At 57.4% G+C, this 18,340-nt stretch carries 8 protein-coding genes, 1 rRNA gene and 2 pseudogenes; 9 read left to right on the top strand and 2 right to left on the bottom strand.

From position 1 onward, the window contains the following. Positions 1 to 127 (bottom strand): annotated as a pseudogene (locus tag G3N62_RS28465) (AraC family transcriptional regulator); the annotation flags it as partial. On the opposite strand from G3N62_RS28465, the pseudogene dnaA reads away from it, so the two are divergent. The 9 genes and pseudogenes from dnaA to G3N62_RS28395 all read left to right on the top strand — a co-directional run. Next, positions 125 to 1,021, top strand: a pseudogene (gene dnaA / locus G3N62_RS28460) (chromosomal replication initiator protein DnaA); the annotation flags it as partial. The pseudogenes G3N62_RS28465 and dnaA overlap by 3 nt on opposite strands. A gap of 170 nt (positions 1,022 to 1,191) precedes the next feature. Continuing rightward, positions 1,192 to 2,298 (top strand): DNA polymerase III subunit beta, encoded by a 1,107-nt coding sequence (gene dnaN / locus G3N62_RS28455; protein ID WP_006490996.1) that lies wholly within the window; start codon positions 1,192 to 1,194, stop codon positions 2,296 to 2,298. Between the two features lie 191 nt (positions 2,299 to 2,489). Next, positions 2,490 to 4,964, top strand: a complete 2,475-nt coding sequence (gene gyrB / locus G3N62_RS28450) for a DNA topoisomerase (ATP-hydrolyzing) subunit B (RefSeq protein WP_124670519.1) — start codon at positions 2,490 to 2,492, stop codon at positions 4,962 to 4,964. Between the two features lie 474 nt (positions 4,965 to 5,438). Beyond that, entirely contained in the window at positions 5,439 to 8,051 is a 2,613-nt protein-coding gene (locus tag G3N62_RS28445; RefSeq protein ID WP_241013232.1) for a DUF3578 domain-containing protein, read from the top strand. Between the two features lie 3 nt (positions 8,052 to 8,054). Beyond that, positions 8,055 to 10,340 carry a DUF2357 domain-containing protein gene (locus G3N62_RS28440; protein ID WP_124670481.1) on the top strand — a complete coding sequence of 762 codons (2,286 nt, stop codon included), beginning with the start codon at positions 8,055 to 8,057 and terminating at the stop codon, positions 10,338 to 10,340. 235 nt (positions 10,341 to 10,575) lie between these two features. After that, a complete protein-coding gene (locus G3N62_RS28435) occupies positions 10,576 to 10,821 on the top strand; it encodes a SymE family type I addiction module toxin (protein WP_124609251.1) in 246 nt (81 codons plus the stop codon). A gap of 478 nt (positions 10,822 to 11,299) precedes the next feature. After that, positions 11,300 to 17,257: a type VI secretion system tip protein TssI/VgrG gene (gene tssI / locus G3N62_RS36110; protein ID WP_124670480.1), complete on the top strand. Its 5,958-nt coding sequence runs from the start codon at positions 11,300 to 11,302 to the stop codon at positions 17,255 to 17,257. Further along, positions 17,254 to 17,718 (top strand): DUF6714 family protein, encoded by a 465-nt coding sequence (locus G3N62_RS28400; RefSeq protein ID WP_124670479.1) that lies wholly within the window; start codon positions 17,254 to 17,256, stop codon positions 17,716 to 17,718. Before tssI ends, G3N62_RS28400 begins: the two co-directional genes overlap by 4 nt. Positions 17,719 to 17,870: 152 nt before the next feature. After that, positions 17,871 to 18,134 (top strand): PAAR domain-containing protein, encoded by a 264-nt coding sequence (locus G3N62_RS28395; protein ID WP_059561401.1) that lies wholly within the window; start codon positions 17,871 to 17,873, stop codon positions 18,132 to 18,134. 106 nt (positions 18,135 to 18,240) lie between these two features. Here the strand turns inward: G3N62_RS28395 and rrf are convergent. Further along, positions 18,241 to 18,340 (bottom strand): 5S ribosomal RNA (gene rrf, locus G3N62_RS28390); the annotation flags it as partial.

The following is an 18,340-nucleotide window of genomic DNA, read 5'->3' as shown; positions in this document are numbered from 1 at the left end:
GCAGATAGCCGCGCAGCAACGTGGTCGAGCCGAACGTGCGCACGCGATCGGTGTCGAGCATGCACAGCGCGAGGCGGCGTGCCTCGTCGAACGTGTCGCCGGTCAGGATGAAGTCGAGATGCTCCTGTACGGCGGCGTCGGCCTCGGCAAGACCCACCTGATCCATGCGATCGGCAACCAGCTGCTGCTCGACAAGGCCGGCGCGCGAATCCGCTACATCCATGCGGAACAGTACGTGTCGGACGTGGTGAAGGCGTACCAGCGCAAGGCGTTCGACGACTTCAAGCGCTACTACCATTCGCTCGACCTGCTGCTGATCGACGATATCCAGTTCTTCTCCGGCAAGTCGCGCACGCAAGAGGAATTCTTCTACGCGTTCGAGGCGCTCGTCGCGAACAAGGCGCAGGTGATCATCACCAGCGACACGTATCCGAAGGAAATCTCGGGCATCGACGATCGCCTGATCTCGCGCTTCGACTCGGGCCTGACCGTCGCGATCGAGCCGCCCGAGCTGGAAATGCGCGTCGCGATCCTGATGCGCAAGGCGCAGTCGGAAGGCGTGAACCTGTCGGAGGACGTCGCGTTCTTCGTCGCGAAGCACCTGCGCTCGAACGTGCGCGAACTCGAAGGCGCGCTGCGCAAGATCCTCGCGTATTCGAAGTTCCATGGCCGCGAGATCTCGATCGAGCTGACCAAGGAAGCGCTGAAGGACCTGCTGACCGTGCAGAACCGGCAGATTTCGGTCGAGAACATCCAGAAGACCGTCGCCGACTTCTACAACATCAAGGTCGCGGACATGTACTCGAAGAAGCGCCCCGCGAACATCGCGCGGCCGCGGCAGATTGCGATGTACCTGGCGAAGGAACTCACGCAGAAGAGCCTGCCGGAAATCGGCGAGCTGTTCGGCGGGCGCGACCACACCACCGTGCTGCATGCGGTGCGCAAGATCGCCGACGAGCGCAGCAAGGACGCGCAGCTCAACCACGAGCTGCACGTGCTGGAACAGACGCTGAAGGGCTGAGCGCGCGCACCGCGCTTGATAATTCGGCCTCCGCCCCAATTTAAGGGGGGCGGTTCGGTTTTGAGGCACAATACTGGTTTGACCGCCCCGGTGGTGGCGGGCCAAGAGCCCGGCCGGCGGGGCGCTGCGAGGCTGCTGCGCTGCAGGCCGTTACTCAACGAAGGAACTCTATGCAACTGGTCAAGACCGAACGAGACACCCTCCTCAGGCCGCTGCAAACGGTCAGCGGCATCGTCGAACGCCGCCATACGTTGCCGATCCTCGCCAACCTGCTGATCACCAAGAACGGCCCGGACGTTTCATTCCTGTCGACCGACCTGGAGCTGCAGATCACCACGCGCGCCGATTTCGGCGTCGGCGGCGACCAGATCGCGACCACCGTCGCGGCCCGCAAGCTGCTCGACATCCTGCGCGCGATGCCTGACGGCCAGGTCACGCTGTCGCTCGCCGACAAGCGCCTCACCGTTCAATCGGGCAAGAGCCGCTTCGCACTGCAGACGCTCGCGGCCGACGAGTTCCCGACCGTCGCGCAGGCCAAGGATTTCGGCGCCACGCTCACCGTCCCGCAGAAGTCGTTCCGCCAGCTGCTCGGCATGGTGCACTTCGCGATGGCGCAGCAAGACATCCGCTACTACCTGAACGGCATGCTGCTTGTCGTCGACGGCGACCAGCTGATGGCCGTGGCCACCGACGGCCACCGCCTCGCGTTCTCGTCGATGAAGCTCGAAGGCGGCACGTTCGGCCGCCAGGAAGTCATCGTGCCGCGCAAGACGATTCTCGAGCTGCAGCGCCTGCTCGAGGACATCGACGACACCGTCACCATCGACATCGCGCAAACCCAGGCCAAGTTCACGTTCGGCCAGGTCGAGCTCGTGTCGAAACTCGTCGAGGGCAAGTTCCCCGACTTCCAGCGCGTGATCCCGAAGGCGCACAAGAACACGTTCGAGATCGGCCGTGAAGAACTGCAGCGTTCGCTGCAGCGCGCGGCGATCCTGACCTCGGACAAGTTCAAGGGCGTGCGCTGCATCATCGCGCCGGGCCAGCTGAAGATCATGTCGACCAACGCCGATCAGGAAGAGGCGCAGGAAGAACTCGAAATCGCCTACCAGGGCGATACCGTCGACATCGGCTTCAACGTCACGTATCTGCTCGACGTGCTCGCGAACCTGAAGGTCGACACCGTGCAGGTGAGCCTCGGCGACGCCAGCTCGAGCGCGCTGATTACCGTGCCCGAGAACGACGAGTTCAAGTATGTCGTGATGCCGATGCGCATCTGACGCGCACGACATCGCGACACACACCAGGGGGCGGCAAGCCCCTTTGGCGTTTTTATGGCGAACCGACAACCCGCCCTTTTAGTGCCTTTTCGGCACTTCGGGCGGGCCAGGAAACTGGAGCGGCCCGGCGATTTCTCGCTGAAACGCACCGCGCCGCCACCTGAGTGGCCTCGCAGAACCGGAAGATATCCATGAGTGAACAGCACAATTCGCAACCCGATAACAGCAGCTACGGCGCCTCGTCGATCCAGATCCTCGAAGGTCTGGAAGCGGTGCGCAAGCGCCCCGGGATGTACATCGGCGACACGTCGGACGGCACCGGTCTGCACCACCTCGTGTTCGAGGTGCTCGACAACTCGATCGACGAAGCGTTGGCCGGGTACTGCAACGACATCCACGTGACGATTCACGCCGACAACTCGATTTCCGTGACCGACAACGGCCGCGGGATTCCGACCGACGTGAAGATGAACGACAAGCACGAGCCGAAGCGCAGTGCGGCGGAAATCGTGATGACCGAGCTGCACGCCGGCGGCAAGTTCGACCAGAACAGCTACAAGGTGTCGGGCGGCCTGCACGGCGTGGGTGTGTCGTGCGTGAACGCGCTGTCGAGCTGGCTGCGCCTCACCGTGCGGCGCGACGGCAAGAAGCGCTTCATGGAATTCCACCGCGGCGTCGCGCAGGATCGCGTGATCGAGGTGGTGGACGGCGTGGAAGTGTCGCCGATGCTCGTGACCGGCGACACCGAGAACCGCGGCACCGAAGTGCATTTCATGGCCGATCCGACGATTTTCGGCACGGTCGAGTATCACTACGACATCCTCGCGAAGCGGATGCGCGAGCTTTCGTTCCTGAACAACGGCGTGCGGATTCGTCTCACGGACCTGCGCTCGGGCAAGGAAGACGATTTCGCGTTCGCCGGCGGGGTGAAGGGCTTCGTCGAGTACATCAACAAGACGAAGACCAACCTGCACCCGACGGTGTTCTTCGCGAACGGCGAGAAGGATGGCGTGGGCGTCGAAGTCGCGATGCAGTGGAACGACAGCTACAACGAAAACGTGCTGTGCTTCACGAACAACATTCCGCAGCGCGACGGCGGCACGCACCTGACCGGCCTGCGGGCCGCGATGACGCGCGTCATCAACAAGTACATCACCGACAACGAAATCGCGAAGAAGGCGAAGGTCGAGACGACCGGCGACGACATGCGCGAAGGGCTGTCGTGCGTGCTGTCCGTGAAGGTGCCGGAGCCGAAGTTCAGCTCGCAGACGAAGGACAAGCTGGTTTCTTCCGAGGTTCGTGCGCCGGTTGAGGAAGTTGTGGCGAAGGCGCTGGAAGAGTTCCTTTTGGAAACGCCGATCGACGCGAAGATCATTTGCGGGAAGATCGTCGAAGCTGCCCGGGCGCGGGATGCTGCTCGGAAGGCTCGTGAGATGACGCGACGCAAGGGTGTGCTCGACGGCGTCGGCCTGCCCGGCAAGCTCGCGGACTGCCAGGAGAAAGACCCGGCGAAGTGCGAAATCTACATCGTCGAGGGTGACTCGGCAGGTGGGTCGGCCAAGCAAGGGCGTGACCGCAAGTTCCAGGCGATCCTGCCGCTGCGCGGCAAGGTGCTGAACGTCGAGAAGGCGCGCTACGACAAGCTGCTGTCGTCGGAACAGATCGTCACGCTTGTGACCGCGCTTGGCTGCGGGATCGGCAAGGAAGACTACAACCTCGAGAAGCTCCGCTATCACCGCATCATCATCATGACCGACGCGGACGTGGACGGTGCGCACATCCGGACGCTGCTGCTCACGTTCCTGTATCGCCAGATGCCGGACATGATCGAACGCGGGTACGTGTATATCGCGCAGCCGCCGCTTTACAAGATCAAGGCGGGCAAGGACGAGCGGTATCTGAAGGATGACGTGGAGCTCAACGCGCACATGCTGCGGTTGGCGCTGCAAGGGTCGGAGCTGGTGCCGGGTGAGAATGCGGCGGCGATTTCGGGTGATGCGCTTGGGGAGCTGGCAAGGTCGTATCTGCTGTCGCAGAGCGTGATCGAGCGGTTGAGCCGGTTGTATGACCCGGCTGCGCTGGAAGCGGTCATGGATGGGGTGGTGATCGATCTCTCCAGCGAGGCTTCGACCGAGGCTTCGGCTAAGGCTTTGCACGCTGCGTTGCACGACGAGGCTTTGAAGAACGAAGTGCGTGTCGTGCCTTCGTATGACGCGGTTCGCGAACAGCGGGCGCTGCATGTCGAGCGGACGCATCACGGCAACGTGCGGGTTTCCGTCATCGACCAGGAATTCCAGCACACGGCGGATTATCAGCAGCTCGTGACGACGGCGAATACGTTCAAGGGGCTGATTGGGGAAGGTGCGGTCATCAAGCGCGGTGAACGCAGCATGGCCGTGGCGGACTTCAAGAGCGCGATGAAGTGGCTGCTGGCGGATGCGGAGCGCAACGTCTCCAAGCAACGCTATAAGGGGCTGGGGGAGATGAACCCCGAGCAGCTGTGGGAAACGACGATGGATCCGGCAGTGCGGCGGTTGCTGCGTGTGCAGATCGAGGATGCTATTGCTGCGGATGGGATCTTTACTACCCTCATGGGGGATGATGTCGAGCCGCGGCGGGCGTTTATCGAGTCGAATGCGTTGCGGGCGGGGAATATTGACGTTTGAGGTCACCTGTAGATAGCCTCATAATTTGAGAAAAATGGACCCATAAGCTTAGAAACTTATGGGTCTTTTCTATTGGTAACTTGGATTTATTAAGAATTTGCTGACACCGACCGACATTCTCCGACAATTTCCGAGAACGTTGACCAGCTCTCTCCTCATGGCCACGTCGTGCAAAGTAGTGGAGAGTCCGTGCGCACGGCTTGAATGCCAATAGGTTGCACAATCGCGGCAACGCATCCTGGAAGACCAGTGTGTGCGGGACACGTCACGGCGCGCAACGCGGTCTGAGCGATCTATCGATACAATCAGTGCTTCATATATAGAAAACTGCGGTGGCAATTTATGAGCAGGTACTGCGGGGACGACGATCCCAAATCCATCCTAGAAGCGGCCATTCATTGGCGAGATGCAGCACTCTTAAGTAACCGCTCAGTCCTGACAAATCAGCAACTCTGGACATCGCCAGCTCTCGACTTGCTCGATGAACACTTCGTTCGCAACCCGGATCTCGGCGACGGAAAATTTCTTGAGAAGTTAGAGCTTCAGCTCGCACCAACCTCAAACTCCACGAAGCAATTAGTCGCGGAAATGATGTGGCTTTTGTACCTCTGTCCAAGCAGCCTAACAGCAGGTCGCAAACGCAAGACTATTCAGACTATTTGGTCGTGGTCCGGCGAACCACTGCCGACGGATTCCCGCTGGCTAGATGACGACGTGCTCGCGGGTGTTGGTAGTGCCGGGCCCGGCTTCAATCAAAATCAATGGCGCGAGCTGGTCTTCCTAATCAACTTCCTCCGTCGCTTTAGTAAACTAAGCAATATTCAACAACTGGAGCTGATCGCCGACGGTTGGGCCTTTGATGAATGGCTTCGCCAGGTCCCCGATTGGGAAGCAAGACAGTTTCGCCACATGCTGCTCTTCTTGCTGTTCCCCGATGACTTCGAGCGCATCTTCGGCCAGAACGATCGGAGGACCATTGTTCGACATTATTCGCAACGTGAGCGCCGCGTCGTCAATCGCATGGATCCGATTCAATTGGATCGAGAACTGCAAGCGATTCGGAAGCGCCTCGAAACAGAGCGCGGTACCACCCAGCTCGACTATTACGTCCCCCCGTTGAAAGGAGAGTGGCGCAGCGAGACATTCGCCGCAACGACGGAGAACGTAACGCCAGAGCATATCCGATTAGCATTGCGAGAAATCGATCGGGACGGTGTGCCGAAGGACGCTGAATCCACCGGCTACGACTTGCTCTACGAAGGCAAGCGCTATCCGCCGAAGTTGGTCCTATCGCTGGCTGTTAAATACGCAACTGGGGAACCACTGGATCGCGCAACCTTCTCTGGTGGCGAAGATTCGTCTGCGTTTCGTTTTCTACGACGTCTTGATTTCGAAGTTGAGTCGAAAGAAGAGACCTCAGCCGGCATCGAGGGACTTCTCGATCGCTTTCTCGAACAGGCACGCGAAGCAAAAGACCTCGCCACCAAAGGCTACCTCAGCGAATATCGCGATCTCAAGGTACGAGTGAGCTTCGGCAAAGGCAACTTTGCCAAAATCCCTTGGATCGCGTTTCTTGGTGATGCGCAATCAGTCAACAAAGGCATCTATCCTGTCCTGCTTCTGTACTCGGAACAGCGGCAATTGCTGCTCTGCTATGGGGTTAGCGAGGAGGAACCCTCCCAGTTAGGCTGGGGTGAACTGGCTGGTGCGCAAACGGTTAAGGAGTGGTTCAAAGGACGGTACGGTCGGATGCCAGACCGCTACGGCACGTCCATTGTTCGTGCGGCGTACGACCTCACGCAACCTCTGCCAATGGCCGAGTTACAACAAGATTTGGACGATGTAATCGACATCTATAGCCAAGTGCTTGCCACCAGCGACGCAGAAGAGCTTCCCGAAGTGACCGAACCAGAGCAATCCGACGAACCACTTCCGATTAGAGCTGACCTTCGTGAAGCCATCGATACATTCAGCACCGCGTTACGCGCCAGTGGCGTGAAGTTTGGCGACCATCACGACGGGCTCGTCACATCCTTCATTTCAAGTCTGGTCACCAAGCCGTTGGTCATTCTGACCGGGCTCTCGGGCTCGGGCAAAACGCAAATTGCGATTCGTTTCGGCGAGTGGCTGGGCAAAGATCGGCTTCACGTCGCCGCAGTGCGGCCCGATTGGACGGGCGCTGAAGCGTTGTTCGGATACGAAGACGCGCTTAAGCGCGAACTCGATGGGCGTCGTGCCTGGACGGTGCCAGCCCCTTTGGAATTCATCCTGAAAGCGGCAGCTGACCCACGGCATCCGTACCTACTGCTTCTGGATGAAATGAACCTTGCACACGTCGAACGCTACTTCGCTGACGTGCTATCGGGGATGGAGTCCGGTCAACCATGCATTCCGAACCTCCACAAAGGGACGGACGACTGCTGGCGACTGAAAGCTGGTGCTGATAAGCAAATCCCCCTTCCGGCAAACCTGTGGATTGTGGGTACCGTCAACATCGACGAGACGACCTACATGTTTTCACCAAAGGTACTTGATCGCGCCAACACGTTCGAGTTTCGTGTGCACTCCAGCGATCTTTCGACTGACGCTATCAAGCCGCAGCCGTGCGTAGCCGGTGATCAGGAACTAGTGAGGGGATTGCTGAGCATCGCGTTGGACGACGGCTGGCATCGGGAGCGCTCCGGTGACTCGATCATCGAGCTAACGCAGCGCTTGCGGCAACTGCATGAATTACTGAGCCGTTATAACCTCGAGTTCGGTCATCGCGTCTTCTATGAGGCGATACGATTCGCAACGTTGGTGCAAGAAGCTGGGATCAACAGCCTAGCGGCTATTGTCGATCGGATCGTCATGCAGAAGGTACTTCCCAGACTGCACGGATCACGTAGACGGCTCGAATTGCCGCTGCTGGCGATCTCGCATTTCTGCCGCGACCTGCCAGATTCGGTAGCAGCCGATGACAAGCTACCGACATTAGAAGTCGAAGCGCTACCCGAGCAAGGCACAGCTCTTCCGATTTCCTATGCCAAAGCTATCCGCATGCTCCGCAGCTTGCGTGCCAATCAATTCGCGAGCTTTACGGAATAAGCCGTGCAAGCTGTTTCAGAAGCTATCGCCCCCCTTCGGGATTCGACCGGAAACATTACTGCAAAGTTACACGTTGCGGTGTTGCCCCGTCGCTCTGCCGCTCCTCGCGCAACTCTTTGGAGCTTAGACAGCACCGACACGGAAAATGGCGGTTCGGGTACGGTCGAGCTCTTGGAGGGTATGGAATATCGGTACACCTGGGAGACCATCGGCCTTGACGAGGGTCCGTTGGTCACGGATCCCGAAGAAGTGTTTCAACCCGATACCTTGGAGGGTATGTCTGGTCGCCTACGGCCAGGGCTTGCCACTGGCACCATACGTGTTGTCCTACGCACCGACATCAGTACACTCGGCCAGCTTGAGCTCGAAGTCCGATCCCGCAAACTCTCATATCTCTCGGAGTATCGCTGGATGCTGCGCGATATCGCTGAGCGAATGACCGAACTCGTGATGGACCGCTTCGCCGTGAGCGATGCAAGCTTCGAACTCGACGACACCCGTGATGCTGTCACGCTCTATCAACGCTTCACGTTCCTGCGAGCACTGTTCGAAAGCGAAAACTTCCAAGGAGCACTTCACGAAATCACTCGTCGTCCGCACACCGCGTGGGAAACAACAAACGAAATGGTGCGTGCTGGTGCGGGCATACGAGCAGACTCATATGTCCTTCGGCAATTCGCTAAGGGCGGATCCCGGTCTGCTTGGCCTGACGGGGCGCTCAAGTCCGCCCCTTCCTACTTTGAGCTTTCGCAGACCGAAGCAACGCACGACACCGCTCCAAATCGTTTCGTTAAATTTGCCCTGGAGCATTGGCTCCGGATACTTGGCGACATCGATCGAGGTCTTTCCAAGAACCAAGCGACACCAGCGACAACGCGCGGACGGCGGGAAATTTCGGTTGTAACGTCTCGATTAGAAGAAGTGTTGCATCACGACGTGTTCACCGACGTTGGACGACTCACGAGATTTCCTGCGGACGATCAGGTGCTCCAGAAGCGCGAAGGCTATCGGGATATCTTCAAGGCCTACGTGGAAACGGAGTTTGCGGCGCGTCTCTCTTGGCAGTCGTCGCCTGACGTCTACGGTGCCGGCCAGCGCGACGTCGCAACGCTTTACGAGTACTGGGCGTTCATTCAGCTGTCACAGGTGGTGGCCGATCTTGTCGGCCACTCGTTCGACCTCAGTCCGTTGGTACAGACCCGGTCGGACGGATTGACTGTCGGCATCCGGACCGGCGTAGAAACTGTTCTAGCCGGAGAGATCAATCGCCTTGATCGACGCATGCGCGTGGAGCTCTGCTTCAATCGGACCTATCGACAAGGCTCGGCAGGTATCGCATCCTGGACGAGACCCATGCGACCGGACTACTCATTGTTGATCAGCCCGACCAACGACGAGCCATCACCTTTTGAACCCATTGCGCTCCATTTCGACGCTAAGTATCGGGTCGATTTCGTTCGAGAAATTTTCGGCGCCGACAATGAAGAGGAAGGCGCCGTCGGTTCCGAAGCGCCGACACGCTTGCAGCGCGGCGGCCCTCTCCGCGATGACCTACTGAAGATGCACGCATACCGCGATGCTATCCATCGGACCGCCGGGGCATATGTTCTGTATCCAGGTGGCGACGATGAAGGAGACGGGCTCAGATATCCGGAATATCACGAACTTCTGCCGGGACTGGGGGCATTCGTGTTGCGGCCAACAGATACTGGTATTGCGAGCGGCACATCCGCGCTACAACGTTTTATCAGTGACGTACTCGATCACGTTGCAACGCGTTTGACCAGACATGAGCGCGGCCGGTACTGGCTGAGCGAAGCCTATGACACATCACTTCGTAGGCGATCGACCCAAGCACACACTTCACCGTCGCCAGAGGCAAGCGTCCTTCTCGGTTTCGTGAAGAGCCCCGAACACTGGAGCTGGATTCAAGAACGGAGGTCGTACAACGTACGAGCTGAAGGTCGTCGCGGTGGTGTTCACGCTGGCGCAGCCTTACTAAGTAGCCAGCTTCTACTTCTTTACTGCGCGTCGACACAGGAAGTGGCGTTGACTCGCATCGTTTCCGGTGCGGAGGAAATCTCAGAAGCCGGGATGAGCGAATCTGGTTATCCAGCGCCTCGCGGAAACTACTGGTGTGTACAGATCCAGTGGCTCGCTCATGATCAGTGGCTTCAAGGTCTTTCGCCACACTCGATCGATACTTATGTTAGGAGTCTAGGGCTAGAGTATGGCGAACCCATCAGCGTTCGGTGGAGTGAAATTCTGTCGCTCGCTGACGGAACGTAATCATTGACGTCAAGCACTCCCCCGACCATCACGGTCAAGCCTGACAACGCCTGCGCCTTGATTTCTTGCGGCGAGAACTCAAGAAGCTATGCCGATTGGCCATCCCTCGAATTTTCCATATTTCGAGATGCCCAGTTAGGTAGACTCAAATGGCATCACCGCAAAAAGCGCGGGCCGCATGGGCTGCCACCCATACGACCCGCTGACCACCACCAACTCGTCCTAGGAGTCGGAAATGGCTAACGCCAATCATAAGTCACGCCCCGCCGTAACGGAACGCTTCGCCACCGTCCAAGAATCAGCACGCCATCATTCCTTGTCTAGGGCTCTCCGTGCTATCAGAGCGCACCGGAAACTGAACACGACGTATTACCCGTGGATCAAAATAGCGGGAGTATGGCTTGAAGACGCGGGATTCGAGGCAGGAGAACGCGTCTGGATCACTGTCGAAGACAAGCAGCTCATCATCACGCCGATGTGAACGGCGCACTGCCCATGGTGGGCGTCGCATGCCACCATCCGCCAGTTGGTTCTGTGCCCGGTATTCCGAACCGTTAGCAACTGTGACAAGCGACGATTGTTCTGCAATTGCAGCGGGCCGGTAACTCAGGCCTGCTGCCACACCGACTTCAAGAGGACGCAAGCGCAGCAACCACCACCGCCTGCGTGAACCACGCAAACGCCACCGGATCGTCAAACGTAACAGTTATCGACAATGTTTCCAAAATATGACCATCGCAAACGTAAGATGTCGACACTATGGCGTCAAGCAATTAAAGCCTTTTTTAACGGATTGTAGTCAATCCACACGCCACAACGCACAATGAATCGCGGGAACGCGTTAGTCCATCACATAAATCTCAATATCGAATCAGAACGCTGACCCGGTAATACTTCCCCCTATCTGAAACATTGCGGTACGATCTGCGCAAACGATTAACCAGATTCCAGGGCCGCTAATGTCTTCGTTCTCCCTTTCCGAGATCGCGAAGCAGTTTTTCGCGCTTCAAACCAATCGATTATTCACGATTGCGACACCGCTTTCCGGCCGTTCCGAGCTCGTACTGACCGAGTTCGACTGTGACGAAGCGCTCGGCCAGCTGTTCGAAATCAATCTTAAGCTCGCATCGCAGGACCCCAACATTGAGCTCAAGAAGTTGATCGGCAAGCCTGTCACGATCACCCTGCAGCTCACTGACGCGACCGCCAGCTCGGAGGAACGTTATTTCCAGGGCTATGTTACGGATTTCGAGCACACCGGCACCGACGGCGGTCTCGCAACATACGTGGCCATCGCTCGCCCCTGGATCGCTTTCATGGGCCGTCGCCAGGACATTCGCATCTTCCAGGAGCAGACGGTCGAGGAAATCCTCGACGCCGTACTCCATCGATATCGAAAGTTCGGCGACGTCGAGTTCCGCGTGCAAAAGCCGACAGCGAATCGCAGCTACTGCACGCAATACAAGGAAACGGATCTAGCGTTTGCACTGCGGCTGATGCAGGAGGAAGGGCTGTTCTTCTACTTCGAGCATGCGAAAGACGCCCACAAGTTGATCATCAGCGATACGTCTGTCAACGCGCAGCCGATCCCCGGTCGTAGCGCTGCTTTGCGCTACTCGACCGACGAGATTCTCGACAACGAACAGGTCATCACGTCGTTCGCGGCCCGCCGCCAACTTACCTCCGGAAGTGCGACGCTCAAGACAGTGGACTACAAAGCGCCGGGAGCAAGGCGGCAGGCCCAGGATGACACCGGCATCAATCAGGGTGACGTCGAGAACTACGAGGTCTATGACTACCTCGGTGCACACGGCTTCCCGGATAGCGATCGCGGTGAACAGCTCGCGCGGTTCCGTACCGAAGCGCTGGCGGCACATAGCAAGATTTTCGTCGGCAAAAGCTACTGTCGGCGCCTTGCACTGGACCGTTACATCCAGATCGAGGATCACTACGATCACGAGCGTTCGCAGCCGGAAGACCGCCAGTTCCTGCTAACGTCGATCCGGCATCACGGAACGAACAACTACCAGGCACAGCCCGGCGTCGCGACCTATTCGAACGAATTCAAATGCATCCGCAAGAAGATCCCGTATCGACCGCTGCGGACAATTGCACATCCTGTCATTCATGGGATCCAGACCGCGATTGTCGTCGGCCCTCAGGGACAAGAAATCTACACAGATGAACTCGGCCGGGTGAAGGTCCAGTTTCATTGGGACCGGCTGGGCAAGAAAAATCACGCGAGCTCGTGTTGGGTTCGTGTCTCTCAGCCGTGGGCGAGCGGTGGCTTCGGCATGATCCAGTTGCCCAGAATCGGCGACGAAGTAGTCATCGTATTCGGTGACGGAAACCCTGATCGCCCGCTGATCATCTCGTCCGTCTATAACGCGCAAAACATGCCGCCGTGGCAACTCCCAGCCAATGCAACGCAAAGCGGGATTCTGACGCGATCGACAAAGGGCGGAAGTTCCGACACGGCGAATGCACTGCGGTTCGAAGACCGGAAGGGTCAAGAAGAAGTCTGGCTGCATGCCGAGAAGGACCAGCGCATCGAAGTCGAAAATGACGAATCGCACTCAGTAGGCAACGACCGCGACAAGTCGATCGGCAACGACGAGAGCGTGAAGATTGGCCGGAACTGGACGCTTTCCACTGGCGGCGTCAAGTTCGAAACAGTCGGCCTCGCATCCGTACAAAGCGTGGGACTCGGCAAGATGCTCAATGTCGGGCTCGCGTATAACGTCAATGTTGGCGGCCTCTATTTGCGAAATGTCGTGCTGGAAATGGCTACCACCGTTGGGCTAAGCCGTGTCGACCGAGTGGTGCAAGACTGGACCTCACATGTGGGCCATACGTACGCCGTAACGGTGCGTGGCAAAGCCGTTGGAGATGCGGTTAAACGGGATCAGGAAAAGCCCCTCGATATTTCACCGGACTTCAGTCCGCAAATTCCGGCCCCTGTCCAGAGCTCGGACAGCAACCAGATCCGGATCACCGATCAAGGTCAGGCAAGCCTTTCTGGCGCGTCAACAGCTCAGTTGATTGGCCCGGGTGGCACGATCACCATTGACGCCGCAGGCATTCACCTGAAGGGCAAGGGAATCTACCTCGATGGCCCGGTCACGCAAAGCGGCGGAAGTGCGCGAGGTCTCGCTCCCGTCACCGAAGCAGACTGCGCGGAATGCGCGAAGAAGACCCAGTCTGCGCATCCTGTCGATGTTGCGACAGGGCAAAAGCTTCTCACTCACGACGACTTCACTTTGCCGGGGCGAGTGCCGATCCAGTGGAATCGGCGATATCGCAGTGCCGATCAGCGAAATGGTAGCTTTGGCGTCGCGTGGAAGTTGCAATACGCTACGGAGGTCCATGTGCGTACGTCACCGGACGGCACCCGGAAGGTGATCTATGTCGATTTTGACGGTCGACAACTGCACTTCCCGTTTCTCGAGGCGGGACAAGAACACTTTCATCCGCTCGAAAAATACACCCTTGCGCGACTTGAGGATCGAGCAAACCAGCCAACGTATGAAGTCCGCTTTCCGAATGGGCTTGTCGAAACCTATGAGCCACATCCAGTAGATCCGAATCGACATCTGCTCCGGTGTTCCGAAACTCGTGACGGACAGGCGCTTACTTTCAAGTACACAACAATGGGTAGCTTGCAAGAAGTTCGCAATAACGTTCATGTGGTCGCGTGCACACACGATGATCAGGGGCGAATTATCGAAGTACATCTGCTAGATAAGCATGGCGATTCAAAAAGAAAGTTGGCTGCTTATCAGTACGACGACGAAGGTAATCTGAGTAAGGCGGTAGACCGCAGAGGTCAGACCTGGCGGTACAGCTACGCGAACCATCTCCTCACAAGCTATGAAACGCCCGCCGGCGCAGTGTTTGCCTCGGAATGGGACGGTGATACGCCATACGCACGCTGTGTTCGAACATATGCTTATACCGTTGGAAACAGCGACAAACACGATATTACGCGGGACACCCGGTTCGACTATCTGCCTGCTGCGCAGATCACTCGTGTCACCGATGCGGCAGGCCAAACGACAACCTACCGATACAACGGACTATGGGCGGTCGATCAGATCACTCATCCGGATGGCAGCACTGAACACATTGAATTTGACGAAACGGGCAATGTGTCAGGTCGAGTCGATCCTTTAGGCCGCAAGACCCAAGTCATCAGTGACCTACACGGAAACCCCATCGCGATTCGCAACGCAGCTGGCCATCTAACGCGAATCGAATACAACGAGCACAACTTACCTACTCGAATAACTGATCCAGCTGGCCAAATTTGGCAGCGTGAGTACGATGCAAGCGGGCACCTAGTCAAGGCAATCGATCCGTTGGGAAATGCAACCTCGACGGTCTACGAAAAAGGGCTGCCCGTTGCTCAAACCGACGAGCTCGGCAATGTGACGCACATGCTCTGGAACGATGCGGGTCAACTCCTTGTGCGTACCGATTGCTCAGGCTTCAAGACTCAATACGCATACGACGACTTCGGGCGCCAAACAAGCACGACGAATGCGTTAGGGCAAACGACCAAGGTTCTCGGCAACGCTGCCGGCAACACGACTGCAATCGAACCTGCCGGACTCGGATGCTGGCGCACCACGTACGATAAAGCTGGCCGGCCGGTCGCTTATACCGATCCGCTCGGTCGCGTTACGCGAGTTGGATGGGATGCCTATGATCGGCCACTCAGCATAATCGATGCGATGGGTGGCTCATATCGATTCGAGTACGATGAGCGCGGCAAGCTCACCGCACTGACGAACCCCAAGGGCGAACGTGGCACCTTTGCGTACGACCAAATGGGACGCATCATCGAGCAGAGCGGGTTCGATGGTCGGCGCCAACAATTTCGATTCAACGTCGCCGGCGAACTGATCGAGCAGATCGATTGTGGTAACGACGGACAACTTCGCACGACGCTGATATACGACAATCTCGGTCAGATGATCGGTCGCCAACTGAGCGACAACACGCTGAGTACTTTCAGTTATGACGAGCGAGGTCTGCTTAAACAGGCCTATCACCATCGAGAGGCTGGCGCCGTATCGCAAATAACCTACGAGTACGATGCAGCCGGGCGACGTACTGCCGAAGTTCAAGCACATCACGGTCGTGTTTGGCGCCTTCAACATCGACTTGATGCAGTCGGAAATCGCAGCGAGACGCACCTACCCGGGGTTGGCATTCTGACATGGCAGCGGTATGGAAGCGGCCACATTCACGGCGTGCTGCTTGACGGTGCTCCGCTTGCGAGCTTCGAGCGAGATGCGCTACACCGCACGGTCACCAATGTACAGGGTTCAATCGCTCAGCTATTCGCTTATACCGACTCCGGACAACTCGCGTCGCAACAGCTTCAGGATCTTGATTCGCAAGGTCAACCACGAGCGGACGCGCGTCCGTGGCGGGCGTGGCGCTACGACGCAGCCGGACAATTAACCGATTTGCACGATGCATGGCGAGGTGCCAAGCACTATAGCTACGATCCTCTTTCGCAACTGCTGGGTATTGCACGCGAACGGGGGGAAACCATTCTCAATGTGAAAAATGAGTCGTTTCGCTACGATTCCACAGGAAATTTGATCGCTAGACTGATGTCGAGCAGCTCTCCGAGTGTTCCGTTTGTGGAAGGCGTACAAAGTGTGGCCGGGGATCGACTGCACCAATTTGTCACGTCTGAGGTATCCACTCAAACGCTGCTCCACTTTACTTACGACGGTCACGGGAACCAGGCATCACGTACGGCACAGGTCATATCGGACAAACCTGTCGTCAAAGCGGCGTCGGGTATTCTTGAGCGACTTTTGCCACGACACAATGCCTCCGAGCCGAACGAGACAGCTCTACCACCGAATGTCACGCGCTATCGCTATGATGCTGCTCATCAGCTGATTGGTGTCGACCACGTCAATGGCGACCACACTGAATATCGTTACGACGCCTTGGGACGCCGAATCGCCAAAATTCACACGCCGGCCGGGCAGGCATCGCGCATGACGTTGTTCGTATGGGACAACGATTGGATGTTGCAGGAAGTACATGCCGGCACGAGCACACGAGGTGACACGCTCGTTACCTATGTTCCGCACCCTGATCACCGTGGACCGCTGGCACAACTGGCGAATGGCAAGTGCTACCACTATCTGAGCGATCATCTCGGCGCGCCACAGGAACTCGTCGACGACGAGCGCGAAGTCGTCTGGGCTGCAGACTTCGACGGTTACGGGCGGTGTGGCCAACAAGTTGTCGCGAAAATCGACAATCCGATTCGGTTTCCGGGTCAGTATCACGATGCAGAGTCCGGGTTGTACTACAACCGTCACCGCTATTACGATCCGGAGGCCGGCAGATATATCAATCAGGATCCTCTCGGTTTGCTCGCAGGCCCCAATAAATATGCCTATGCCGACAGCCGCCCCTCCATGGCAATCGATCCGATCGGCCTGCTGTCGATTCCCGCTGGCGCTGAAATGGGTGCAGCTGCAGGGACGGCAGTCTTTCCCGGAATCGGCACGATAATTGGTGCCGCAGTTGGCACATTGGCGGGGATTGGCGTGTTCGTCTGGATGGCGTCTTCCGTATCATCGGACAAAGCCGGGAACAAAGTCAGTCCGATCGCAGACACAATACAACCGCCGGGCAATTGCTCCCCGGGCGAACATCGCAGGCTCCAGGATGAGGTCAACCGTGCGTGCAAGCGCCCCAGAGCGTGTAAGGCTAACATGGACCAGCCGACCATTCTGCAGATGCGCGAAAACAACCGGGAATGTGCGATGGCGCGAGACCTGATCAACAAAAAGTGCTTCGCGGGTGGAGACGCCAACCACCGTAACGAAGCACTCGAAGCCTGGGCGAATGTTGCGAAGTGCGAGGGATTACTAAAATGAGCTTGAATTTCTCAACTTTTCCAAACGATCCCTTCCCGAATGGAGAGCCGATCACAGACAGATCTGGGATCGAGTCATGTGCTGTCGACGATTTTTTTCGAGGAAAGAAGCGCTTCGAAATAACGCTCAAACAATTAAGAGAAGACTACGAATGCGACGAGTCGGCTTGCCTCACTTTTATGAAGCCGAAAGCGTTTGCTTTTTTTCTTCCGTTGTTCATGAAGATAGCTACATATGAGTACGACGAGGCGGACAATATCCCCGATTCTCTTGTCTACAAATTGCACCGAATGGCAACAGGTGGGGCGAGCGACTGGCTCGATGAAATTTCGAAGACGTATGCAAAAGATCAGCGAAATTGCATCATTGATTTTCTAGACGAGATGAGCCGAATCGAGTGGCGGCACCAAGATCCCGACTTGGCAACAGATGCTGCCAGCCTGCTGCGTGAGATATTTTGATCAGCGTTTTTCGATCGAAACCGAATTTGGGGGTTCGAGTTGAGCGATCCGAATCAACGTGGTGCACTCGGGGATCCCGCTCCGCAGCTCGCCGCCCGAAGTCGGTGAGCTTAGTAAGAATACCGAAATAGTCCACTTCCCAAGGCTCTTCGATGAAACCTATTATCCGAAAAGGCGACACAACGGATCACGGCGGCACAGTGCTCGACGGCTTCGGCCTTTCGAACTTGAACGGCCGACCGGCATCTGGTGTTGGCCATATGGTCCTGTGCCCGAAATGCCAAGGTGCCTACCCGATCGTTCAGGGCTCCAGCCAGTACACGATTGAAGGCCGCGCCGTTGCGCTAGACGGGATGAAGACTGCATGTGGCGCCTCGCTGATCGCCAGCCAGCAAGAATTCCTGGCAAGCGAGTGACGCCGTCTGGCTCTAATTAAATCGAGCCTTATCTGTTCCGCGCACATTTGCGCCGCACCAATGCAAAAACCCCCGCCTTTTCGGGCGGGGGTTTCTGGCTTAGGGAGCCTGACGATTACCTACTTTCACACGGGAATCCGCACTATCATCGGCGTAGAGTCGTTTCACGGTCCTGTTCGGGATGGGAAGGGGTGGGACCGACTCGC

It is taken from the genome of Burkholderia sp. Tr-20355, from assembly GCF_017104685.1.
Classification (GTDB): Bacteria; Pseudomonadota; Gammaproteobacteria; order Burkholderiales; family Burkholderiaceae; genus Burkholderia; species Burkholderia seminalis.
This window is presented reverse-complemented; position numbering and strand designations above follow the sequence as displayed.

Bases quoted from the DNA above. Each gene is read 5' to 3' on its own strand.
- gyrB (WP_124670519.1), top strand. From the start codon at position 2,490: ATGAGTGAACAGCACAATTCGCAACCCGATAACAGCAGCTACGGCGCC.
- tssI (WP_124670480.1), top strand. From the start codon at position 11,300: ATGTCTTCGTTCTCCCTTTCCGAGATCGCGAAGCAGTTTTTCGCGCTT.
- G3N62_RS28395 (WP_059561401.1), top strand. From the start codon at position 17,871: ATGAAACCTATTATCCGAAAAGGCGACACAACGGATCACGGCGGCACA.
- G3N62_RS28435 (WP_124609251.1), top strand. From the start codon at position 10,576: ATGGCTAACGCCAATCATAAGTCACGCCCCGCCGTAACGGAACGCTTC.
- dnaN (WP_006490996.1), top strand. From the start codon at position 1,192: ATGCAACTGGTCAAGACCGAACGAGACACCCTCCTCAGGCCGCTGCAA.
- G3N62_RS28400 (WP_124670479.1), top strand. From the start codon at position 17,254: ATGAGCTTGAATTTCTCAACTTTTCCAAACGATCCCTTCCCGAATGGA.